The following is a 22,349-nucleotide window of genomic DNA, read 5'->3' on the forward strand; positions in this document are numbered from 1 at the left end:
GTCAGCCTGCCCCCCTGCCGCACCTTCACCTTCGGCCGAGGGGATTACTGAGGCCGGGCGATCATTTCTTGGCCCCGTCCAGCATTTGTTTCAGAACAACTCTGCCTTCCAATTCTTCTGCGTCGGGTCCAGCAAGTGAGACTTTCGCTCCGTGTGGCGGATCGAAGAATTCTACAGTTTTTCCGTACCGGTTGATTTCGGTAAGGGTCCAAATATTCTGCTGTCCGGCTTCGCTTTCGAAGTTTTTAGCATGTTCGATTGAGAAACGCTGACCGTTGCGTGCGACGCCGCCCACGCAACGGACAATGCAGACAACTTCACCTGGTTTCTGTGATTCTACCGAGATCACCTGAAGCTCTGCGCGATCCGAGTCATCCATGCTTGTATGCCTCTCTTACGAAGTTAGATATTTGATCTGGTGTGAGCTTGGGGATGTCCCACTCAAGTGCATCGGTTATCCCGCCAATCGAGTTCACCTTGGGGACATGGATTCCCATATCGCCAAGGATCTTCTGGGCCGTTTCGACGGGTAGTTCTATGCTGGCGCGCTTGGCCAGCTCGGAAGCTGAAAGTTCAACACCTACCTCTGCCTCGGCGCGGATAAATCCGGGTGCCGTAGCGACATCGTCGAGGGTGCTTCGCGGGATGAGGTGGACTACCGCTTCACCGTATTGTTCAGAGTGGCGAGCGAATGCGGTGGCCACGCCTGGATCGGTCGAAGTCGGAGTGTATCCGCTGGCTTGGGTTCCACTGCTCGCATCGTAACCCCTGGTTGTTCCGCGGAACAGATGCTCCTCTTCCGGGCAGCCGACCGGGGCGAGCCCTAGAGGGTCCGCGAATAGAGTCGGGTTCGATACATATCGAACAGGATTGGGTGAAGGAGCGAGCCCCAATGGGTCCGCGGTCAGATAGCGTGCAGTTTCCGGGTCATAATGACGAAAGTAGTTGTAGTGTAAACCCGTTTCAGGGTCGTAGTACTGGCCAGGGAATCGCAGTGGCGTGTAGCTCGTCGCATCAGTGTTCCATGTTGTGGCACCCCAGAGCGTGTTACGGGTACGCCAGGCTATTTCGCCGTGCTCATCAATGAGTTCGGTAGGGGCTCCTACCAAATCGGTGATGATCGCGAAGAATCGTGAATCTATTTCTTCTTGCGGTGAATCAACGGCAGTGATGCGCTCTGTCTGGGCGATAGGGCGCATACCCTGGTGATCCCAGGTGAGGGTGACTGGATTTGGCAACTCCTGCGCGGCGTGCGTCTGCTCGCACAGCAGGGTGCCGTCCCAGGTGAATACCGTTTGTTCGGCGATGGATCTACCGTCGTCACCAAGGCGGTACTTGGCTGTGCGACGGCCGAGAGGGTCGTACGTGTAGCGCCAACGGGTGCCTTCAGGGGTGAGAACCTCAGCGAGTCGGTCTTCGGCATCCCACTGGTAGCGCCAGGTGTCCGGCTTGCGGGACGGCCGGGGCTTCTGACGCAGAGTTATCCGGCCGAGTTGATCATGCTCATAACGGACGTTGCCTGCGTGGGTGATGCGTGTGCCGACGTATGTGCGGGATCCAATGGCTTCTCGGCCTGGGTGTTCCGTGGGCCAGGAAGCATCGGTCACATTGCCGGCAGGGTCGTAAGCGTAGGTTTCGGTCCAGTTCCCTGCGTGGACGGCGGTGACTCGCCCGACTCTGTCCACGTCGAAACGACGGCTGCAGTTCAGGTAGTCCTCGACAGCAGTGAGGTTGCCGTCTGCGCGGTATGTGTAGGCGCGCTGCTGAAGCGTCCGCCCGTCGACGCTGGTCACTGATTGCTCAGTGAGGCGGCCCATGAGGTCGAAGGAGTTTTGGTAGGTGATCGTGTCACCTATGTGACGGGCGAGTTCACGGCCAGCAGCGTCGTAGTCGAGATTGATGCTCCGGCCAGCACTGACCAGGCCGGAGCGACGTCCTGCCGCGTCGTACGTCCAGTTCGTGGCGGCGCCCGTGGGCGTGGTGCGACCGATGCGTCGACCCAACTCGTCGTATGCATAGGCTATTTCGCGACCGTCGACCACCTCTGAGTGGACGCGACCGTAACGGTCGCGCAGGATTGTGAGCTGCGCACCGTCCGGGCCCACGGCCTGAGCGAGTTGGTCGGTGAAGTCATAGGCAAATTTCGTGACAAGGCCATCGACATTCTTGCGAATGACTTGGCCTAGAGTGTTGCGTTCGAAGTGCGTGGTTTGTCCGAGAGTATTCGAGCGTGAGGAGAGCCGTCCGGACGCGTCGTGCGCGTAGGTAACCGTGCGACCGTCGAAGTCCGTCTCCGATGCCAGACGACCAGCTGCATCGAAGGTGTAATTCCAGCTCAGCCCTTGAGGGTTGGTGACCTTTGTGAGGCGGAGCTCCGTGTCGTGCTCGAATTCATGGCGCATGCCCTCAGGGGTGATGCGCGCAGCGAGCAGGTCGAAGTGGGTGTATTCAAAGGACGTGACAGCCCGGAGAGCGTCGGTGTGACTGGTGCAATTGCCCTCACCGTCATAGGTCCACGATTCGCTTGTGCCGTCCGGAGCGATACGGCGGGACAACTGGCCTTCCACCGTCCACTCCAGACAGCTGACTGCACCAGTGGGATCGGTGATGGTGATCGGCCGGCCAAAAGCATCACGTAGGTAGGAGGTCGTTGCGCCGAGAGCATCTGTGATCTCGACGGGCAATCCTGCTCTGTTGCACCGGATCACTATGGTGTTTCCGAGTGGGTCCGTTACCGTTTGGAGGCGTCCGGCCTCGTCGTAGGTGAAACGGGTGGTCTGGCCGGAAGGGCTGGTTACCGAGGTGCGGTTGCCGCGCTCATCGTAGGTCTGCCGACGGACCATGCCGTCCGGACCGGTGACTCTTGTCATGAGACCAAGGGCATTGTGCTCGATCCGCGTCTTACGTCCGTCGGGGCGAGTGGCGGTAACGAGATTGCCAGCGTCGTCGTACGCGAAGGAGGTGGTGTGGCCCAGCGGATCGGTGCGGGACAACAGCCTGTTGCGTCGATCCCGAGCGAAGTGAGTGGTGTTGCCGAGTGGGTCGACTTCTGCGACGACCTGGTAGGCGTTGTTGACGAGGAAGCGGCGGGTGTGCCCTTCGCCCGTAGTGGTTGTGGTGACCCGGTGGCCGGTCGTCTGATCGGTGCAGTCGTAGTCGAAGCGCAGCGCCATGTGGCCGTCGCTACCGCCTTCAGCTATGCAACGATCCTGGGCGTCGTATTCGTAGGTGTAGGAACGGTCATTGGTGTCCGTCCAGGAGGTGACCCGGCCGCGCTCATCGTAGGTGAACCGCAGTGGCTTTCCGGAGGAGTTGATCACCTCGCCGAGGTGGCCCTGGGGGGTGTAGCCGTACCTTTTGATCTCCTGGTCTGTGCCGTCTGCTGCTGCATGTGCAAGGTGCAGTGAGGTGATCCGGCCCTCCGCCGTTGTGATTTTGAGGTGATAGCCGGCGGACGAGGCGATACCGCGTGGGGAACCGGAAGCATCGTGTTCGAAGGTCAGCCAGTTGCCGTGGCGGTCGTCGATCTGTTCCAGGACGGCAAGGCGGTCGGTCCGATCCGAGAAATGCCACACGCGCCCCGTTTCTGGGGCAGTGATCGTGTAGCCGTCGTCGGTACGGTCAAGTGGCCATACGGCTCCGTGACTTGGCAGTACCGGGATGCCGGGGGCAGGGTGGGGGTAGTTGAGCAGCCGCCCGTCCTCGGTGACGAAGATGACGCCTTCGGCGTCGATCTCCAGGTGTTGGTCGACCGTAGAGGACCAGGATGGACCGAACCAGCGGCCCAGGTGATAGCCGGATTCCGCCCGCCGAGTGAACCCCAAGGGGAGGGTTCCAGGCAGAGTGATGTCGATCTGAGGGAGATACATCTTGCCGGTGGCCATATCCACCGGGTCGGAACCCTTGTTGACGACGGATTCCTCGGCCCGCGCCGGCTTGTTCGGCCCGTCCGTGTAGTCCGTGCCGCGCTCGGCATCGCGCAGGGACTTACGGGCCGCGCCCTCGGCACCTTCCTTCAGCGCCGCCTTCTCGCCGCTCCGTAGCCCCATCCGCAGCCCCGACTTGGCGAACCCGGCCCCCTTGGTGCCGATCGCCTCGGGCAGCAGCGTGCCGATGAATTCCGAGGGGTCGTCCTTGAAGGCGGCGACGGCGCCGGTGACGATGCGGTCGGGGTGGCTGGCGGTGGAGGCGAGGCCGGCCAGGGTCATGTTGACGTTCTGGTAGTACGCGGCCGGGTGCGTGAGGTTGTACGGGTCGGTGGGGTTGAGGCCGCGGGCGAAGTTGACCAGGCCCGCGGTGCCCTTGATGACGCCGCCCAGCAGGTGGGTGGACTCGGTGTCGAGGAACTTGCTCGCGTCGACGAGGGTGTTGCTGATCTGGGTCAGCGGCGGTGGTTCGGCCGGGGCGTGGGCCAGTGCCTTGCCGATGGCTGCTTCGGCCTTGGCGGCGGAATCGTTGCGGGCCCGGCGGGCGTCCTCCAGGATCTGCTCGGCCTTCTTGCGCTCCGCCTCGCCCGGGTCGTGCCACGGGTCGGGCCTCGGCCCGGGGTCCTCGCCCGCCTTCACCTTGGCGTTGTAGGCGTCGGCCTTCTTGTTGTACGCGTCCGCGGACGTCTTGGTGGAGTGCTGGCCCCGCTTGTACGTGTCGATGGCGTCCTGTGCCTTGTCCTGCGCCCACTTGATCGTGTCGGCGTAGGAGTCCAGTGCCTCGGCGGCGGTGGAGCAGGCTTCGGCGGCCTGGGCCCACTTGGTGGGGTGGATGGAGATCTTGGTGTGGAAGGCGTCGGCGGCCTCGCCCTTCCATCCCGAGGCGTCGACCTTCTTCATGCCGCGTCCGACCTTGTCGAAGGCGGAGTGGAAGTCCTTGAGGTGCTTGGCGGACTCGCGGATGTTGCCCGGGTTGCCGTGGACGAGTTGGGTGGGGTCGTCGGTGTGACCCAGGCCCTGCTCGGTCGGGGTGGCACCGAGCCCGGCGGCGATGTGGTCGCCGGCGCTGTGGACGATGTCACCGGCCTTGTCCAGACCGGCCCGGTCCAGCGCGTCGCCGGCCTTGTCACTGACGTAGTCGACGCCCTCGCCGAGCTTCTTCTTGCCCGCGTCGATCAGGTCGCCGCCGGCCTTCAGACCGTCGTTGATGCCGTCCTTGATGCCCCCGCCGACACTCTTGAGGCCATCGCCCAGATCCCCCAGGAAGCCGCCCACTACTGCCCGCCCCCGGCCGACCCACCCTGCTGCTGTTCGGCGGCCTTGGCGCGGTCTTCGGGGGAGGGACCAAGGGTGTCGTCCAGCATCTGGTCGTACTCGTCGTCCGACACCCCGACCACGCCGTGCAGATTCTGCGGGGTCAGCCCGAACATCCCAGTGCGCGACGTCATGATGTCGCGGCCCGCGTCCTTGTAACCCTGCGCTACGTTCGCGTTGGCCTCGTCCCAGGACTCCTTGCTGTAATCCGGGCCGTCCAGCACGCCGGAGGTGGCGATGTCACCCCAGCCCTGTTTGGTGACCTCGTCCTCGGTCGCGTACGGATTGCCGATCAGGGAGTTCGCGCCCACCTTCAGCGCGCCCTCCACGTACTTGTCGTTCTCGTAGTACGTGCCCGCCGACAGACCCACCCCCTGCGCGAACTTGTTCCCCTCATTGATCAACGAGCGCACGCCCCACTCCCAGCGCTCACAGAACGACTCGAACTTCTCCGTCACACCCTCATGCCCCAACTCCAGCCCGGACAGCGCCACATCACCGAAACCGCGCCCGGCCCCGGCCTCACCGAACATGCCGAGCTCCTTCAGCTCACCCAGCGCCTCGGTAAGCCCCTTCGTGACCAGATCCAGACCCTGCGCCTGCAGATCCTTCGCGCCCGCGCCGCTCTTGCCGCCCCCGCCAGTCACGCCCCCGCCCCCTCATCCTCGACATCCACCGCGGCCTCATCAGGCACGATGCCCTTCACAGGTGGAAACACCATCCCGCCCTCCGGAGCGTCCGCGCAGTCCAGCGCCACCCCACACGGCACCCCTGCCGCAGGCACCGCCACATCCAACAACTTCGCGCCCAGCACAGTCCGGTACGTCCACTTCCGTCCGTATTCGCCGCGTATATGCGCATAGCGCGCCAGCGCCTGCTCGTCGGAGAAGGCCAGGATGAAACGGATCCCGTTGAGGTCGGCCGTCAGCCACCCCTGCTCGTCGTCGGTCCCGGGCTCGCTGCCGAACGGCACCAGGACCGCTGTACGCCGGAATTCCCCCAGCAACTCGGCGAAATCCCTTCGCCGCTGCGCCACTCCCGGGTCCTCGGCCAGTGGTGGGATCGCACGCCGTGGCTCCGGTGCCTCGGCGGAATCCGCCCTGCTTTCCTCAGTAGCCCCGGCCACTTCCGTGTACTCATCGAACACGGAACGGCGTATGTGCTCAGGCGCCTCGCCGCTTCCCTCGCTTCCCGACATGCCCAGCATCTTCACACTCACGTGTTGCCGATCGCAACGAATGGCAATTTAAGGAGCCCGGTCTGGCGTAAATCGAGCCAGCGGTTACGGGCTCAGCCGCCCCGGCCACGATCGGGTGGGGTGGGGCTTTCGAGAGCATGGAGGTAATCGGCGAGCATGCCGCGGCTCTCGGCGAGTTCGGCCATCTTGCCGTCGAGCGTTTCGATCTGTTGACGCAGTCCTGCCCGCAGCACCGGACACGGATCGAAGTCGGGGGCGTCGCTGCGTACGCACGGCAGGAGGCGCTGGATCACGTCCAGCGTGAGACCGGCGGCGCTGAGCATGCGGATGCGGCCGACGGCCTGCACATCCGTGTCCGCGTAGACCCGGTATCCCGCCGGAGTCCGATCCGGATTCAGCAGGCCCTCGGTCTCGTAGTAACGCAGCATCCGGACGCTCACACCGCTGCGCCGCGAAAGCTCACCGATCTGCATCGCTTCCCCCCTGACCGCTGACCGCTGGCCTCTTGACCCTGACAGCGCTGTCAGGCTTTAGCGTCCGGGGCAGAGCCGCACGCGTCAACTCCCCCCCTTGTCTCCGGAGTTCCGATGACCTCTTCCTCCCCGCGCCCGGTCGCCGAGAGCGACCCGGGCGACCCTGGCCACCCGCTCGGTCAAGCGAGGGTTCGCCGCTGGACTTCGTTGCTGCTGGCGTCCGCGTGCGGACTGATCGTGGCCAACCTCTATTACGCACAACCCCTCGCCGGCCCCATCGGCACGGCGCTCGGCCTGCCGGCGGGGGCCGACGGCCTCGTCGTGACCATGACCCAGGTCGGCTACGGGTTGGGTCTCCTGCTGATCGTTCCGTTGGGAGACCTCGTCGAGAACCGCCGGCTCGTGGTGTGGGTGGTCGCGGCCGGCGCCCTGGCCCTGCTGGGCGCAGCCCTGTCCACCCGGCCGCTGCCCTTCCTGGTCGCCGCCCTGTTCATCGGCCTGGGCTCGGTCGCCGTTCAGATCCTCGTCCCCTACGCAGCCCACCTGGCGCCCGAGGAATCACGGGGCCGCGCCGTCGGCAACGTCATGAGCGGCCTCATGCTCGGCATCATGCTGGCCCGCCCCCTCGCCGCGATCACCGCGGAACTCACCTCCTGGCACGCGGTGTTCTACCTGTCGGCCACCGTCATGCTGCTGCTCGCGGTACTGCTCCACCTGGTCCTGCCCGCCCGCACACCCACCTCCGACCTGGGCTACGCCCGGCTTCTGGCCTCCATGGCGCACCTGGCGCGCACGACGCCGGTCCTGCGCCGACGGGCGATCTACCACGCGCTGCTCTTCGGTGCGTTCAGCCTGTTCTGGACAACGGTCCCCCTGCTGCTGGCCGGACCCGCGTTCCGCCTCTCGCAAGTCGGCATCGCCCTGTTCGCGCTTGCCGGTGTCGCGGGGGCGGTGGCCGCTCCCCTCGCGGGCAGGGTCGCCGATCGTGGCGGGAGCAGGAAGGCGACGGGCTTCGCCATGGTGGCCGTCGCCGTGGCCTTCCTGCTGACCGATGCCCGTCCCTCGGGCTCGCCCTTGCGGCTCGCACTGCTGGTCGCCGCCGCGATCCTGCTCGACTTCGGCGTCTCCGCGAACATGACCCTCGGCCAACAGGCGATCTTCCGCCTCGGTGCCGAGCACCGAGGGCGCCTCAACGGCCTCTACCTGGCGACCTTCTTCACCGGGGGTGCGATCGGCTCCGCCCTGGGAGGCCTGCTCTTCACCCGAGGCGGATGGACCCTCACCTCATGCGGCGGTCTGGTACTGCCCCTGATCGCACTCGCCTACTTCGCCACCGAACCTGCTCGCTGACTGCGGTGCACGCGGGCAGGCTCAGCCGGTGCAGAAGTCAGTCGGTGCAGAAGTCAGCCGGTACAGAAGTCAGTCGATACAGAACTCGTTGCCCTCGATGTCCAGCATCGGAATGCAGGAATCCTCGCCGTCGTACAGCGTCTGTACGTGCACGGCGCCGAGCGGCTCCAGACGCGCGCGTTCCGCCTCGAGTGCGGCGAGGCGCTCCTCGCCCACGAGGCCGGTGCCGACCCGTACGTCAAGATGCACCCGGTTCTTGACGGCCTTCCCCTCGGGCACGCGCTGGAAGTACAGCCGCGGGCCGACTCCTGAGGGGTCTGTGCAGGCGAACCAGGAATCCCGCTGCTCGGGCGGCTGGGAGTTCTTGAACTCGTCCCACGTGGCGAAGCCCTTCGGCGGTGGCGGTACGACGTACCCCAGCACCTCGCACCAGAAGCGAGCGAGTCGCTCGGGTTCCGCGCAGTCGAAGGTGACCTGGAACTGCTTGATCGTTGACATCGGCGCACCGTAGCAGGCCGGTGGGTGGCCCGTGGCCTCTGCGCTTCCTGTGAGAACGGTCAACTACCGCCCATCTACTGCCCGTTGAAGGACCGGATTCGGCAAAGCGGAGGCCTGGAGTCCGTCATGCCTCTTGTTGAAGTGTGCGCAACAAAGTGAAGCTCCCTGACGGCTGTCGGGGACACAGGACCGGCAGTCGCACAGCACCCGCACCGCCCCTGTCCACCCTTCTCAGGAGGCAGTACGTTGCGTGACACACACCCCCGCAGATGGCGTCGCACCGGCGCCGCCCTGCTCGGCACGGCGGCCCTCGCCCTCGCCCTCGCCGGATTCGGCGCCGCGGGCCAGGCAGGCGCCGCCACCCCGCTCAGCCCGCACGTGACATGGAAGAGCGCCTGCGCCACCCCCACCAAGGCCGGCGAGATGGGCTGCGACGCGAAGCGCGTCACCAGCGGCACCACCGCCTACGCCGTCCAGCGCGCCAAGGCCGGACACGACGCACCCGACGCGGCCGATGCGTCCACCCCCTCCGGCTACGGCCCCAGCGACCTGCAGGCCGCCTACGGCCTCACCTCGGCCGCCGCCGCGAACGGCGCCGGCGAGACCATCGCCATCGTCGACGCGTACGACGACCCGAACGCCGCGGCCGACCTCGCCAAGTACCGTACGTACTACGGGCTTTCGGCCTGCACCACCGCCAACGGCTGCTTCAAGAAGGTCAGTCAGACCGGCTCCACCACCTCCCTGCCGTCGGCCGACGCCGGCTGGGCCGAGGAGATATCCCTCGACCTCGACATGGCGAGCGCGACCTGCCCCCACTGCAACATCCTGCTCGTCGAGGCGAAGTCGGCCACCATGGCCAACCTCGGCACCGCCGTGAACGAGGCAGTCGCCCTCGGCGCCAAGTACGTCTCCAACAGCTACGGCGGCTCCGAGTCGTCCTCCGACGCGACCTACGACACCAAGTACTTCAAGCACCCCGGCGTCGCCATCACCGTCAGCGCCGGTGACGCGGGCTACGGCGCCGAGTACCCGGCCGCCTCCCAGTACGTGACCTCCGTCGGCGGCACCGCCCTGTCGAAGGCCACGTCCACCAGCCGCGGCTGGAGCGAGTCCGTGTGGAGCACCGATTCCACCGAGGGCACCGGGTCCGGCTGCTCCGCGTACGACACCAAGCCCGCCTGGCAGACCGACACCGGCTGCTCGAAGCGGACCATCGCCGACGTCGCGGCGGTCGCCGATCCGGCCACCGGCGTCTCGGTCTACGACTCGTACGGCATCACCGCCGGCTGGTACACCTTCGGCGGCACCAGCGCCTCGTCGCCGATCATCGCCGGCGTCTACGCCCTCGGCGGCACCCCGTCGTCCGGCTCGTACCCGGCGAAGTTCCCGTACACCAAGGCGGGCACCTCGGCACTGAACGACGTCACCAGCGGCTCCGACGGCAGCTGCTCGGGCAGCTACCTGTGCACGGCGGGCACCGGCTACGACGGCCCGACCGGCTGGGGCACCCCGCAGGGCGTGAGCGCCTTCACCGGCTGACGCGGCGCGCGGGGACACGGGGACACGGGGGAGCGGGGGAGCGGAACGGGCCGCGGTGCACCTACTCGCACCGCGGCCCGTTCCACCGTCTCTGAGAACAGCTGCCCCTCCCTCCCCTGTGCGGTGACGGAATCGAACCGTGTAGCCGTCAATACGGGGAGGGAGGGGCAGCGCTCACCTCATGTGGCGGCACCTCATGTGGCGGCACCTCATGTGGCGTCACTTCATGAGGCGTTCGGGCTCAGGCGCCGAAGGAGTGGATCGTCGTCGAGCGGTACGTCTGGCCGGGCCGGAGCACGGTCGACGGGAACGACGGCTGGTTCGGCGAGTCCGGGAAGTGCTGCGTCTCCAGGCACAGGCCGTCGCCCTGCCGGTAGGTGCGCCCGGAAGGACCGGTGAGCGTGCCGTCGAGGAAGTTCCCCGAGTAGAACTGCAGGCCCGGCTGGTCCGTGGCGATCTTCACCGAGCGGCCCGACGACGGGTCGCGCAGCGTCGCGATGTGCTCGGGCTTCGCCGTGACGCCCTTGTCGAGGACCCAGTTGTGGTCGAAGCCCTTCGCGGTGACGAGCTGGGTGTTGCTCGTGCGGATGTCGCGGCCGATCGCCTTGCCGGAGCGGAAGTCGAACGGCGTGCCCGCGACCTTCGCGAGCTCACCGGTCGGGATGAGCCCCGAGTCGGTGGGCGTGAACCGGGAGGCGGCGATGGCCAGTTCGTGGTCGTAGATCGAACCGCTGCCCTCGCCGGCCAGGTTCCAGTAGATGTGGTTCGTCAGGTTGACGACGGTCGCCTTGTCGGTGGTCGCCTCGTAGTCGATGCGCCAGTCGCCGCGCGCGGTGAGCGTGAAGGTGACCTTCGTCTTCAGCGTGCCGGGGTAGCCCATCTCGCCGTCGACCGACGTGTAGTAGAGGTGCAGGCCGACCTCCGAGCCGGAGGTGAAGCCCTCCACGTCCCACACCTGGGTGTTGAAGCCCTTGGCGCCGCCGTGCAGCGAGTTCACGCCGTCGTTGACGGAGAGCTGGTACGCCTTGCCGTCGAGGGTGAACTGCCCCTTGGCGATGCGGTTTCCGTAGCGCCCGATGGTGGCGCCGAAGAAGGTCGTGCCCGCGACGTACGACGCGATGTTGTCGTAGCCGAGGGAGACGTTCTTGTAGCGGCCGTGGCGGTCCGGTATCTCCAGGGACTGGATGATGCCGCCGTAGGAGAGGACCTTCATCCGGGTCCCGCCGTTGCTCAGCGACCAGCGGTAGATCTTCGTGCCGTCGGCGAGCGTGCCGAAGAGCTCCTTGGTGGGGCCCTTGCCCTTGCCCTTGCTGTTGCCACTGCCGTGCGCGGACGTGGTGGCGGAAGCGGTGCCCGAGGCGGCGACGGCGATGCCCGCGGCGGCGGCTCCCGCCAGGACGGTTCGTCTGCTCGTAGTCATGAAGCGGCTCTCCAGTCGACGAAGGAACGAATGACGAAGGAACGAATGACGAAGGGAACGAATGACGAAGGGAACGAATGACGAAGGGAACGAATGACGAAGGGAACGATGTGGGCCGCGCCCCTCTCGGGGCGCGGGATCAGCAGAGTCGGCAGCGCGGAGCGCCTAGCGCCCGCCCCGCCGCTTGTTCCACACGTCGAAGCCGACCGCGGCGAGCAGGGCGAGGCCCTTGATCACGGACTGCCAGTCGGAACCGACGCCCAGCAGGTTCATGCCGTTGTTCAGCACGCCGAGGACGAGACCGCCGATGATGGCGCCGAGGACGGTGCCGACACCGCCGCTCATGGACGCGCCGCCGATGAACGACGCGGCGATGGCCTCGAGTTCGAAGTTGAGGCCGGCCTTCGGCGAGGCCGCGTTCAGGCGGGCGGCCACGACCAGACCCGCCAGGGCCGCGAGCACGCCCATGTTCAGGAAGACGTAGAAGGAGACCTTCTTGTCCTTCACGCCGGACAGCTTCGCCGCCGGCAGGTTGCCGCCGATGGCGTAGATGTGGCGGCCGAAGATCGAGTTGCGCATCAGGTAGCCGTAGCCGACGACCAGGACGCCGAGGATCAGCAGCACGATCGGGGCGCCCTTGTAGCTGGCGAGCAGCAGCGTGACGACGGCGATCGCCGCGATGATCGCGATCAGCTTCAGGACGAACAGGTTGAACGGGACCACGTCGAGGGCGAACTCCCGCTGGCGGCGCCGGTCGCGCACCTCCTGCCAGACCACCGCGGCGGCGAGCAGGATGCCGAGGAGGACCGTCAGGTTGTGGTAGTTGGTGTCCGGGCCGACCTCGGGCAGGAAGCCGTTGCCCAGGTCACCGATGCTCGACGGGAACGGGCCGAGGGTCTGCCCCTTGAGCAGGATCTCGGTGAGCCCGCGCCACACCAGCATCCCGGCCAGCGTCACGATGAACGACGGTATGCCGCCGTACGCGATCAGCCAGCCCTGCACGGCACCGGCCGCACCGCCCATCGCGAGGCAGATGACCGTGGCGACGGGCCAGGAGACCTCGTGCTGGACCATGAGGACCGCGGCCGTCGCGCCGACGAACGCGGTCAACGACCCCACGGACAGGTCGATGTGGCCCGCGATGATCACCAGCATCATGCCGATCGCGAGGATCAGGATGTAGCTGTTCTGCAGCACCAGGTTGGAGACGTTGCGCGGCAGGATCAGGTCGCCGTCGGTCCACACGGCGAACACCGCGATGAGCAGGCCGAGCGCGATCAGCATGCCGTACTGGCGCATGTTGCGGCGCAGTCCGTCGACGACGAGCCCGAGGAGCCCGCCGGATCCGGTGCTGGTCCCGCTCTTGCCCGGCGGGGCCGGGGCCGGGGTCTTCGTCACGTCCGTACTCATCGCGCTACCTCTTTGTCCTTCGTCATCAGGCGCATCAGCGATTCCTGCGTCGCCTCGGCGCGCGGCACCTCGCCGGTCAGGCGGCCCGCGGCCATCGTGTAGATGCGGTCGCACATGCCGAGCAGCTCGGGCAGTTCGGAGGAGATGAACACCACCGCCTTGCCCTGGGCCGCCAACTTGTCGATGACCGTGTAGATCTCGTACTTGGCGCCGACGTCGATGCCGCGCGTCGGCTCGTCCAGGATCAGCACGTCGGGACCCGCGAAGATCCACTTGCTGAGGACGACCTTCTGCTGGTTGCCGCCCGACAACTTGCCCACGGGTTCGAAGACCGTCGGGGCCTTGATGTTCATGGACGTGCGGTACTCCTCGGCGACCTGCCGCTCCTCGTGCTCGTCGACGACGCCGCGCTTCGCGACCTTGCCGAGCGCCGCGAGCGAGATGTTGCGGTTGATGGTGTCGATGAGGTTGAGGCCGTAGTGCTTGCGGTCCTCGGTGGCGTACGCGATGCCGTGCCCGACCGCGTCGGAGACCGTCCGCGTCCGGATCTCCCGGCCGTCCTTGAGGACGGTGCCGCCGGTGTACCTGCCGTACGTGCGCCCGAAGACGCTCATCGCCAGTTCCGTGCGGCCCGCGCCCATCAGGCCCGCGATGCCGACGATCTCGCCCCGGCGCACGTGCAGCGAGACGTCGTCGACGACCTTGCGCTCACGGTCGATGGGGTGGTGCACCGTCCAGTTGCGGATCTCCAGGGCGGGCGCCGCACCCGCCTCGGCCTCGTGCTGGGAGCGCTCGGGGAAGCGGTGGTCGAGGTCGCGGCCGACCATCCCGGAGATGATCCGGTCCTCGGTGGTGCCCGCGGCCTTCACGTCCAGCGTCTCGACCGTGCGGCCGTCGCGCAGGATCGTCACCGAGTCGGCGACCTTGCGGATCTCGTTGAGCTTGTGGGAGATGATGATCGACGTGATGCCCTGGTTCTTCAACTCCAGGATGAGATCGAGGAGTTTGTCGGAGTCCTCGTCGTTCAGCGCGGCCGTCGGCTCGTCCAGGATGAGCAGCTTCACCTCCTTGGAGAGCGCCTTGGCGATCTCCACGAGCTGCTGCTTGCCCACACCGATGTCGGCGACGGCGGTGTTGGGGTTCTCGTCCAGGCCCACCCGGCGCAGCTGCCGCGTCGCGTGGCCGAGGGTCTCGCGCCAGTCGATGAGTCCGCGCGAGGCGTGCTCGTTGCCGAGGAACATGTTCTCGGCGATCGACAGGTACGGCACCAGAGCCAGCTCCTGGTGGATGATGACGATGCCGCGTTTCTCGCTGCTGTTGATGTCCTTGAACTCGCAGGGCTCCCCTTCGAAGAGGATCTGCCCCTCGTAACTGCCGTGCGGGTGGACGCCGGAGAGCACCTTCATCAAGGTGGACTTTCCGGCGCCGTTCTCCCCGCAGATGGCATGGACCTCGCCCGCGCGGACGCTCAGGGAGACGTCCGACAGCGCCTTGACGCCCGGGAAGGTCTTGACGATCGAGCGCATTTCCAGGACGGGTCCCGCCATGGCTGTGCCCTTCAACTAGTGTGCGGAGTCGGTCGGTTCGGGTGACTACAGGCCGAGGTCGGCCTTGGTGTAGTAGCCGCCGTCGACCAGGACCTTCTCGTAGTTCTCCTTGGTGACGGCGACCGGCTCCAGCAGGTACGAGGGGACGACCTTGGCGCCGTTGTCGTACGTCTTGTCGTCGTTGGTCTCGGGCTTCTTCTTGTTCAGCACGTCGTCGACCATGGTCACCGCGCGCTTGGCGAGCTCACGGGTGTCCTTGTAGACCGTCGAGTACTGCTGGCCCGCGATGATCGACTTCACCGAGGCGACCTCGGCGTCCTGGCCCGAGACGGGCGGCAGCGGCTTGGACTTGGAGCCGTAGCCGTCGGACTTGAGCGCGGAGATGATGCCGATCGAGATGCCGTCGTACGGGGAGAGCACCGCGTCGACCGAGGCGCTGGAGTACGTCGAGGTGAGGATGTCGTCCATGCGCTTCTGGGCGGTGGCGCCGTCCCAGCGCAGCGTGGTGACCTGGTTGAGCTTGGTCTGCCCGGACTTGACGACGAGCTGCTTCTTGTCGATGTAGGGCTGGAGCACCTTCATCGCACCGCTGAAGAAGTACTTGGTGTTGTTGTCGTCGTTGGAGCCGGCGAACAGCTCGATGTTGAAGGGGCCCTTCTTGCCGTTCGTCAGGCCCAGCTTGTCGACGATCGAACCGGCCTGCAGCTCGCCGACCTTCTCGTTGTCGAACGTCGCGTAGTAGTCGACGTTCTTGGTGTCCAGGATCAGGCGGTCGTACGCGATCACCGGGATGTTCGCGTCGGCGGCTTCCTGGAGCACGTTGCCCAGCGACTTGTTGTCGATCGCCGCGACGATCAGGGCGGAGACGCCCTGCGTGATCATGTTCTCGATCTGCGAGACCTGCTGGTCGGGGTCGTCCTCCCCGAAGACCAGCTGCGTCTTGTACCCCTTGGCCTTGAGCGCCGACACGACGTTCTTGCCGTCCGCGATCCACCGCTCGGAGGACTTCGTCGGCATCGCGATGCCGACGGTGGACCCCTTGGCGTCCTTGTTCTTGTCACCGCTGCCGCCCTCGCTGTCCTGGCCGCAGGCGGTCAGGGTCAGGGCGAGGGTGGCGGTCGCGGCTATCGCGCTGAGGGCGGCTCGACGGTTTCGCATGGTCATCATCCTTGATGTGAGAAAACCCTTGAGGGGACTGCGGGTTGGGCTGGGGTGGTGGAGTGGAGTCAGTCCTGTACGGGGAAGCGGTTGAGCTCGCCCGGCAGGCGCGAGCCGAGCGGCGACATTCCGCCGGCGGCCCCGTGCCGCTCCAGCAGGTCGAGGGCGAGCCGGCCCCGGCGCACCCGCTCGCGGGCGGTGTCCAGGGTGACGTCGCGCAGCTGGGCGCCGTACGGGTAGATCGAGGGAGCCTTGGCGAGCCCGAACTTCAGGTACAACGGGGCGCCGCGGCGCACCAGTTCGGCGATCTCGTACATCCGGACGTAGCCGCCGAGGTCGTCCGGAGCCTCCACGTACATGTCCATCGGGGCGCCCGACACCCGGCGGATCTCCGTGAGGTGAGTGAGCGTCAGGTCGCTGGGCACGTTCAGTGAGTCGGCGCCGAGCTGCTCGTACACGGCGTACGCGGCCGGGTTCACGGGCCCGATGAGAGCGGAGACCTTGAGCGTGGTGTCGGCGGGGATGATCCCGGCGAGACGCGCCCGGTGCAGGGTCCACAGCACGCCCTCGTCGGCGACGAGCAGGCACTTGACGCCCAACTCCGTTGCCCGTACGGCGTCTTCGACGCAGCCGGCGACGGCGTCGTGTCCGCGGGCGCGCAGGCCCGCGCCCCGCGAGTCGGTGCGCACGGAGGCGCCGGTGTCCCAGGTGCCGCGCGGCCCGGTGAACAGGCACAGCTCGATGTCGCGCTCGGCGGTCGCCTCGACCATCTCCACGATCTCGGCGTCGCGCAGCATCCAGACGCCGCTGCCCTGGCTGATCCGGTGGATGGGCACGTCGAGCCGCGACGATTCCTTCAGTACGACCCCGACGGCCTCGGGCCCCTCGACGGACGGAATCTCGACGCGCCAGGTACCGCCGTCGGGAAACGCGTGCGCGGAGGCGTCCGCCGGGTCGAGGGCGGGGGAGCCCAGGCCGAGGGAGGTGAGGGCGGGTTCGCCGGGGTGGCGGGGTGAGTCGGTCACGCTGGTTGTTCCTTTACGGTCGTTCGAGATTTCGGACGGGGTTCGGGTGAAATGGCACGGAGAGCCGGTGCGGCGGGGAGCCGGGGCAGAGGAACCCGGAACCGTTCCGCCAGGGGGCCCGCCGCAGGCGCCCCGGGTACGCCTAAGGCCGCAGCAACACCTTCCCCACCTTCGGATCCCCGGCGCCGACCCACTCGATGGCCTCGGCGAACCGCTCGAGCGGCACCTCGTGCGTCACGAGCGGCGCGGGATCGAGCAGCCCCGCCCCGAACACCCGCACCGCGTGCGCCCACGCCTCGGCCCCGGCCCCGAACACCGTCTGCACCTCCAGCTGCCGCACCACGAGGTCCGTCGGGTCGAGCCCCTCGGCCCCGGCCGCCGGGATCCCGGTCAGCACGAGCCGGCCGCCCCGCCGCAGCAGCGCCGCCGCGGTCCGTGCCGCCGACGCCGACCCCGCCGTCTCGATCACCACGTCGAAGTCGTCCGGCAGCGCGTCGCCGCGCAGCTTGAAGTCGCTCGCCCCGAACTGCCGGGCCAGCGCGGCCCGTTCGTCCCTGGTGCCGACGACGAGCAGCTCGGCGGGCGACGCCGCCGCGAGGAACTGCACGGCGATCATCCCGAGCGTCCCGGTCCCGACGACGGCGACGCGCTGCCCGGGCTGCACCCGGGCCTTCAGCGCCGCGGCGGCGATGCAGGCAGCGGGTTCGAGCAGGGCCGCGGCCGTCAGGTCCGCGTCGTCAGGCAGTACGTGCAGCAGCCGTGCCGGCAGCGTCAACGTGGCCGCCATCGCGCCCGGCTGCGTGAAGCCCGTCTCCTCGTATCCGGCGGTGCACAACGTCGTGTCACCGGCGTGGCACCGGTCGCACACCTGGCAGTTCCGGAACCCTTCGCCGACGACCTTCCGGCCCACCAGCGAAGCGGGCACCCCGGAACCCACCGCGTCCACGGTCCCGGACCACTCGTGCCCCGGGGTGAGCGGGTAACGCACGTACCCTTCGGGCCTGTTGCCCTGGTACACCTCGCGGTCGGACCCGCAGATCCCCACGGCGTGCACGCGGACCCGCGCTTCGCCGGGCCCGGGCTCGGCCGGCTCGTGGGGGGCGATCCGGTGCCGCCCCGGAGCCTCGACGACGACGGCGACGTCGCCGCTCACTTCCGGCCCGCCTTCGGGTCGCGCTTCTCCCAGCCCTCGGCCCACAGGTCGAACCGGGCCTGCTGCTGCGGGAACTCGGCGGCGGCGTCCACATCGAGCTCCACACCCAGACCGGGCTCGTGGGACAGCTCGAAGTACCCGTCGACGACCTGCGGGGCGCCCTTGACGACCTTCTTGATGTCGGCGTCCGCGAAGTCGTTGAAGTGCTCGAGGATCTTGAAGTTCGGGGACGTGAAGCCCACTTGCAGCGAGGCCGCGGTCAGCACCGGCCCGCCCACGTTGTGCGGAGCGACCAGCATGTAGTGCGTCTCGGCCGTGGCCGCCAGCTTCCGCGTCTCCCAGATGCCGCCGATGTGGCCGACGTCCGGCTGGATGATGTCGACGGCCTGGCTCTCGAAGAGCTCCCGGAACTCGATCCGGTCGTGGATCCGCTCACCGGTCGCGACCGGCATCTCCACCTTCGCGGCGACCTTCTCCAGCGCCTTGAGGTTCTCCGGCGGCACCGGCTCCTCCAGCCACGCGGGCTTGAACGGAGCGAGGTCGCGGGCGAGCCGGATCGCGGTGGCCGGCGAGAACCGGCCGTGCATCTCCAGCATCAGCTCCGCGTCGGGCCCGATGGCGTCGCGCACGGCCTCGATCAGCGAGACGGCGTACAGCGACTGCTCGTGGTCGAGCTCGAAGTGCCCGGTCCCGAACGGGTCGATCTTCAGCGCCTTGTACCCGCGCTCCATCACCGCGCGTGCGGCCTTGTGGTACGCCTCCGGAGTCCGCTCCGTCGTGTACCAGCCATTGGCGTACGCCTTGACCTTGTCGGTCACCTTGCCGCCGAGCAGCTGCCAGACGGGCACGCCGAGCGCCTTGCCCTTGATGTCCCAGCAAGCCATCTCGATGACGGCGATGCCGGACATGACGATCTCGCCGGCCCGGCCGTAGTCGCCGTACTTCATTCGCTTGACCAGGTCCTCGACGGCGAACGGATCGGAGCCGAGAATGTGGTTGGCCTTCGCCTCGTTCAAGTAGCCGATGAGTGCGTCGGTGTGGCCCAGCATGCGGGTCTCGCCGACGCCTGTGATGCCCTCGTCGGTGTGCACCTGGACGTAGGTCAGATTCCGCCACGGAGTCCCGACCACATGCGTGCTGATTCCCGTGATGCGCAAGGCAGTTGCCCCCTGTGCTGTTCGATATCTCGTCACACGTTCGAAATGCTGGCGAGACAGTAAGGACGGGCCTGCGGGAGTGTCAATGGGTCTGCATCGATCGAGACCTGGTCATGAAGGGGTGGCAAAGGGATGGCACGGGACACGGAACACGCTGTTCCGCACAGAAGTTTCACAGCACCGGCTTTTTCCGTTACCGCCCGGGCGCCTAGCCTCCCTACGTCATGGACTACTGCCACCCGTGCCGCAGGCACCTCAACGGCGCCCTGGCCTGCCCGGGCTGCGGCACCCCCGCCGATGCCGTGCGCGCGTACGCGGAGGCGCTCGCGACACAGGAGGCGGCCGCCGAGCCGGAGCCGGTGCACGAGGGCACCCCGGACCGCCCGCGCAGCAGGCGCCGCACCCGCAAGGCGCACCGCAGGCGCCGCGGCCGCATCCTCCTCGCCACGGCGGGCCTCGCCCTCGCGGCGGGCGGCCTCAGCCTCGCCGAGCTCGGCAGCGAGTCCTCCGGCGGCGGCGACGCCCAGGCGGCCCCCGACACCTCCGACGCCATGACCGAGACGGACGCCGAGTCCCCGTCCGTCGAGGCCCCGCACTCCGGTACGCCCACGCCGACCGCGTCCGCGTCGACCGGCGCGTCCGCGTCCACGCCCCCGTCCGGCTCGCCGAGCGCGACGCACGCCACGGGCTCCGCCTCACCGGGCGCCGGCTCCGCGACGCCGGTCAACTCCCGTACGTCCACGGCGGGTTCGCCCTCGGACACGCCGACGACATCCCGACCGACCACGACGTCCCCGCGCCCGACGTCGGCGAGCCCGACCCCGGACCCGACCCCGTCGGAGACCTGCGACCGCTTCCTGTGGTGGTGCACCTGACGGACGGGAGCCCTACGGCCGGCGCCCGGTAGCCGGTGGGGTCAGTCGCCGGCCCCGTCGGCCGTGTTGCCCGTTCCACCCGTGTCATCTGCGTCGGCTGTGTCGGCCGCGTCGGCTGCGTCGGCTGTGTCGATCCCGATCATCCGCCGCAGCATCCCGCGCAGCGCGAGCCGCTCCTCGCGGGAGAGCCCGGCGAGCGGCTCGCGTGCGAAGTTCAGGGAGTCCCGCAGGCTCACGGCCACCCGCACGCCCTCCTCCGTCGGCGCGGCCACCTTCACGCGCCGGTCCCCGGGCGAAGGCCGCCGCTCCACGAGCCCGCGGCCCTCCAGGCGGTCCACGATCCCCGTGATGTTCGACGGCTCGCACTTCAGCCGCTGTGCGATCTGCCGCATCGGCAGCGGCTCCAGGGACAGCAGACCCAGCACCCGCGCCTGCGCCCCGGTCAGCCCGTGCCGCGCGGCGGCCTCCTCGTACTCCTGGTGGTAGCGGGCGACGACGGCCCCGATCAGCTCGACGACTTCGAGCGTGAGGGGGTCCGTACGGCGCGAACGGGTGGCGGTCATGCCGTCCAGCGTACCCAGTTACTTGACATCATGAAATATTCAGGAGCATGGTTGTTTCACGTACTGAAATACTTCCCCGCCCCACTTCCCCCATCGTGACCCCGTGACGTAAGGACCAGCACATGTCCGCCGACACCCCCCAGATCCCCGCCACCGGCCGTGAGTGGGCCCTGATCAGCCGTCCGGTCGGCTGGCCGAAGCCCGAGGACTTCGAGCTGCGCGAGGCCCCGGTGGCCGCGCCCGGCCCGGGTCAGGTCCTGGTCAAGAACCTGTACGTCTCGGTCGACCCGTACATGCGCGGCCGGATGTCGGCGGCGAAGTCGTACGTCGCCCCGTACGAGCTCGGCAAGGCCATGCAGGCCGGTGCCGTCGGCGTCGTCATCGCCTCGAACGACGAGGGCGTCGCGGTCGGCGACCACGTCCTGCACTTCTTCGGCTGGCGCGAGTTCGCGACGTTCGACGCGAAGCAGGCCGTGAAGGTCGACCCCGAGGCCGCGCCCCTGTCCACGTACCTCGGCGTGCTCGGCATGACGGGCCTCACCGCGTACGCGGGCCTGCTGCGCACCCTCGACTTCAAGGAGGGCGACAGCGTCTTCGTGTCCGGCGCGGCGGGTGCGGTCGGCGGCCAGGTCGGTCAGATCGCCAAGCTCAAGGGCGCCTCGCGGGTCATCGGTTCGGCCGGCTCGGACGAGAAGGTCAAGCTGCTCCTGGAGGAGTACGGCTTCGACGCGGCCTTCAACTACAAGACCGGCGACGTGCACGAGCAGCTGAAGGAGGCGGCCCCCGACGGCGTCGACGTGTACTTCGACAACGTCGGCGGCGACCACCTCGAGGCCGCCATCGCGCGCCTGAACCGCGACGGCCGCATCGCCATCTGCGGCGCGATCTCCGTCTACAACAGCACGGAGCCGGCCCCCGGCCCGCGCAACCTCGCCCGCCTGATCCAGACCCGCGGCCGCATCGAGGGCTTCCTCGTCGGCGACCACTACGACCTGCAGCCGCAGTTCGTTCAGGAGGTCGGCGCCTGGGTCCGCTCCGGCGAGCTCAAGTACCGCGAGACGGTCGTCGAGGGCATCGAGAACAACCTGGAGGCGTTCCTCGGGGTGCTGCGCGGCGACAACACCGGAAAGATGGTCGTGAAGCTCTGACGCGTACGACCTGATCGTGGCCCTCGTCTGTGACGGGGGCCACTTTCGTTCCTCCCGGCATTCGATAGTCTGCTTCCACTTAACGGATGAAGATTTCCGCATTCTGGAATTTGATGCTGGAACTCGAACTAGGGAGCACGGCCATGGCCATCACGCAGTCCGACGTCGTCTACACCGCCGTAGCCACCGCCGAGAACGGCCGCGACGGCCGCGTCGCCACCGACGACGGCAAGCTCGACGTCGTCGTCAACCCGCCCAAGGAGCAGGGCGGTTCGGGCGCGGGCACCAACCCGGAGCAGCTGTTCGCCGCCGGCTACAGCGCCTGCTTCCAGGGTGCCCTCGCCGTCGTCGCCCGCCAGGAGGGCGCGGACGTCTCCGGCTCGACCGTCACCGCCCACGTCGGCATCGGCAAGAACGACGAGGGCTTCGGCCTGATCGTCGAGATCTCGGCGAAGATCCCGAACGTGGACGCGGCCACCGCCAAGGACCTGATCGAGAAGGCCCACCAGGTCTGCCCGTACTCCAAGGCGACCCGCGGCAACATCACGGTCACGCTCTCGGTCTGACCGTCGGTGGCACGACGCCCGTCCCG

18 protein-coding genes and 1 pseudogene are annotated in these 22,349 nt (G+C 67.7%); 5 read left to right on the forward strand and 14 right to left on the reverse strand.

Annotated elements, in window-relative coordinates:
• Positions 1–61: 61 nt before the first annotated feature.
• The 5 genes from ACIBUY_RS19855 to ACIBUY_RS19875 form a co-directional block, all read right to left on the reverse strand.
• The gene (locus ACIBUY_RS19855) at positions 62–379 is read right to left on the reverse strand and encodes a hypothetical protein (protein WP_399153215.1); all 318 of its coding nucleotides are present in this window, start codon (positions 377–379) and stop codon (positions 62–64) included.
• The gene (locus ACIBUY_RS19860) at positions 372–5,201 is read right to left on the reverse strand and encodes a putative T7SS-secreted protein (protein WP_399153216.1); all 4,830 of its coding nucleotides are present in this window, start codon (positions 5,199–5,201) and stop codon (positions 372–374) included. Before ACIBUY_RS19860 ends, ACIBUY_RS19855 begins: the two co-directional genes overlap by 8 nt.
• Positions 5,201–5,887, reverse strand: coding sequence for a hypothetical protein (locus ACIBUY_RS19865; protein ID WP_399153217.1), 687 nt, complete (start codon positions 5,885–5,887; stop codon positions 5,201–5,203). The genes ACIBUY_RS19860 and ACIBUY_RS19865 overlap by 1 nt, the downstream gene beginning before the upstream one ends.
• On the reverse strand, positions 5,884–6,459 hold the full coding sequence (locus ACIBUY_RS19870; protein WP_399153218.1) for a hypothetical protein: 576 nt from the start codon (positions 6,457–6,459) through the stop codon (positions 5,884–5,886). The genes ACIBUY_RS19865 and ACIBUY_RS19870 overlap by 4 nt, the downstream gene beginning before the upstream one ends.
• Before the next feature lie 71 nt (positions 6,460–6,530).
• Positions 6,531–6,911, reverse strand: coding sequence for a MerR family transcriptional regulator (locus tag ACIBUY_RS19875; protein WP_365561251.1), 381 nt, complete (start codon positions 6,909–6,911; stop codon positions 6,531–6,533).
• Between the two features lie 114 nt (positions 6,912–7,025).
• Here ACIBUY_RS19875 and ACIBUY_RS19880 point away from each other — a divergent pair, with 114 nt between their 5' ends.
• A complete protein-coding gene (locus ACIBUY_RS19880; RefSeq protein ID WP_399153219.1) occupies positions 7,026–8,261 on the forward strand; it encodes an MFS transporter in 1,236 nt (411 codons plus the stop codon).
• Between the two features lie 69 nt (positions 8,262–8,330).
• Here the strand turns inward: ACIBUY_RS19880 and ACIBUY_RS19885 are convergent, their stop codons facing one another.
• On the reverse strand, positions 8,331–8,759 hold the full coding sequence (locus tag ACIBUY_RS19885) for a VOC family protein (protein ID WP_365561256.1): 429 nt from the start codon (positions 8,757–8,759) through the stop codon (positions 8,331–8,333).
• 246 nt (positions 8,760–9,005) lie between these two features.
• On the opposite strand from ACIBUY_RS19885, the gene ACIBUY_RS19890 reads away from it, so the two are divergent.
• A complete protein-coding gene (locus ACIBUY_RS19890) occupies positions 9,006–10,301 on the forward strand; it encodes a peptidase S8 (RefSeq protein WP_399153220.1) in 1,296 nt (431 codons plus the stop codon).
• Positions 10,302–10,542: 241 nt separating this feature from the next.
• Here the strand turns inward: ACIBUY_RS19890 and ACIBUY_RS19895 are convergent, their stop codons facing one another.
• The 7 genes from ACIBUY_RS19895 to ACIBUY_RS19925 form a co-directional block, all read right to left on the reverse strand.
• Positions 10,543–11,721: an aldose epimerase family protein gene (locus ACIBUY_RS19895; RefSeq protein WP_365561261.1), complete on the reverse strand. Its 1,179-nt coding sequence runs from the start codon at positions 11,719–11,721 to the stop codon at positions 10,543–10,545.
• Between the two features lie 165 nt (positions 11,722–11,886).
• Entirely contained in the window at positions 11,887–13,131 is a 1,245-nt protein-coding gene (gene mmsB, locus ACIBUY_RS19900; RefSeq protein WP_365561263.1) for a multiple monosaccharide ABC transporter permease, read from the reverse strand.
• A complete protein-coding gene (gene mmsA, locus ACIBUY_RS19905) occupies positions 13,128–14,678 on the reverse strand; it encodes a multiple monosaccharide ABC transporter ATP-binding protein (RefSeq protein WP_365561266.1) in 1,551 nt (516 codons plus the stop codon). Before mmsA ends, mmsB begins: the two co-directional genes overlap by 4 nt.
• 45 nt (positions 14,679–14,723) lie before the next feature.
• Entirely contained in the window at positions 14,724–15,836 is a 1,113-nt protein-coding gene (gene chvE, locus ACIBUY_RS19910; protein WP_365561269.1) for a multiple monosaccharide ABC transporter substrate-binding protein, read from the reverse strand.
• Positions 15,837–15,904: 68 nt separating this feature from the next.
• Complete coding sequence (locus ACIBUY_RS19915) at positions 15,905–16,861, reverse strand: hypothetical protein (protein ID WP_365561272.1); 957 nt, start codon at positions 16,859–16,861, stop codon at positions 15,905–15,907.
• A 142-nt stretch (positions 16,862–17,003) separates the two neighbouring features.
• Positions 17,004–18,014, reverse strand: coding sequence for a zinc-binding dehydrogenase (locus tag ACIBUY_RS19920; RefSeq protein ID WP_399153221.1), 1,011 nt, complete (start codon positions 18,012–18,014; stop codon positions 17,004–17,006).
• Positions 18,011–19,171: a mandelate racemase/muconate lactonizing enzyme family protein gene (locus ACIBUY_RS19925; protein WP_365561276.1), complete on the reverse strand. Its 1,161-nt coding sequence runs from the start codon at positions 19,169–19,171 to the stop codon at positions 18,011–18,013. The genes ACIBUY_RS19920 and ACIBUY_RS19925 overlap by 4 nt, the downstream gene beginning before the upstream one ends.
• Before the next feature lie 224 nt (positions 19,172–19,395).
• On the opposite strand from ACIBUY_RS19925, the gene ACIBUY_RS19930 reads away from it, so the two are divergent.
• Positions 19,396–20,046 carry a hypothetical protein gene (locus ACIBUY_RS19930; protein ID WP_399153222.1) on the forward strand — a complete coding sequence of 217 codons (651 nt, stop codon included), beginning with the start codon at positions 19,396–19,398 and terminating at the stop codon, positions 20,044–20,046.
• Between the two features lie 128 nt (positions 20,047–20,174).
• Here ACIBUY_RS19930 and ACIBUY_RS19935 read toward each other — a convergent pair.
• Positions 20,175–20,609: pseudogene (locus tag ACIBUY_RS19935) on the reverse strand (MarR family winged helix-turn-helix transcriptional regulator); the annotation flags it as partial.
• Between the two features lie 122 nt (positions 20,610–20,731).
• Here ACIBUY_RS19935 and ACIBUY_RS19940 point away from each other — a divergent pair.
• Together ACIBUY_RS19940 and ACIBUY_RS19945 are read left to right on the forward strand one after the other, a co-directional pair.
• On the forward strand, positions 20,732–21,757 hold the full coding sequence (locus tag ACIBUY_RS19940) for an NADP-dependent oxidoreductase (protein WP_365561281.1): 1,026 nt from the start codon (positions 20,732–20,734) through the stop codon (positions 21,755–21,757).
• A 143-nt stretch (positions 21,758–21,900) separates the two neighbouring features.
• Positions 21,901–22,323: an organic hydroperoxide resistance protein gene (locus ACIBUY_RS19945; protein WP_365561283.1), complete on the forward strand. Its 423-nt coding sequence runs from the start codon at positions 21,901–21,903 to the stop codon at positions 22,321–22,323.
• The last annotated feature ends 26 nt before the right edge of the window (positions 22,324–22,349 follow it).

The sequence above is a fragment of the Streptomyces sp. NPDC050085 genome, assembly GCF_044460595.1.
In the GTDB taxonomy this organism is placed as follows: Bacteria; Actinomycetota; Actinomycetes; order Streptomycetales; family Streptomycetaceae; genus Streptomyces.

Bases quoted from the DNA above. Each gene is read 5' to 3' on its own strand.
- ACIBUY_RS19945 (WP_365561283.1), top strand. From the start codon at position 21,901: ATGGCCATCACGCAGTCCGACGTCGTCTACACCGCCGTAGCCACCGCC.
- ACIBUY_RS19880 (WP_399153219.1), top strand. From the start codon at position 7,026: ATGACCTCTTCCTCCCCGCGCCCGGTCGCCGAGAGCGACCCGGGCGAC.
- ACIBUY_RS19875 (WP_365561251.1), bottom strand. From the start codon at position 6,911: ATGCAGATCGGTGAGCTTTCGCGGCGCAGCGGTGTGAGCGTCCGGATG.
- ACIBUY_RS19940 (WP_365561281.1), top strand. From the start codon at position 20,732: ATGTCCGCCGACACCCCCCAGATCCCCGCCACCGGCCGTGAGTGGGCC.
- ACIBUY_RS19855 (WP_399153215.1), bottom strand. From the start codon at position 379: ATGGATGACTCGGATCGCGCAGAGCTTCAGGTGATCTCGGTAGAATCA.
- mmsB (WP_365561263.1), bottom strand. From the start codon at position 13,131: ATGAGTACGGACGTGACGAAGACCCCGGCCCCGGCCCCGCCGGGCAAG.
- ACIBUY_RS19885 (WP_365561256.1), bottom strand. From the start codon at position 8,759: ATGTCAACGATCAAGCAGTTCCAGGTCACCTTCGACTGCGCGGAACCC.
- ACIBUY_RS19930 (WP_399153222.1), top strand. From the start codon at position 19,396: ATGGACTACTGCCACCCGTGCCGCAGGCACCTCAACGGCGCCCTGGCC.
- mmsA (WP_365561266.1), bottom strand. From the start codon at position 14,678: ATGGCGGGACCCGTCCTGGAAATGCGCTCGATCGTCAAGACCTTCCCG.
- chvE (WP_365561269.1), bottom strand. From the start codon at position 15,836: ATGCGAAACCGTCGAGCCGCCCTCAGCGCGATAGCCGCGACCGCCACC.
- ACIBUY_RS19895 (WP_365561261.1), bottom strand. From the start codon at position 11,721: ATGACTACGAGCAGACGAACCGTCCTGGCGGGAGCCGCCGCCGCGGGC.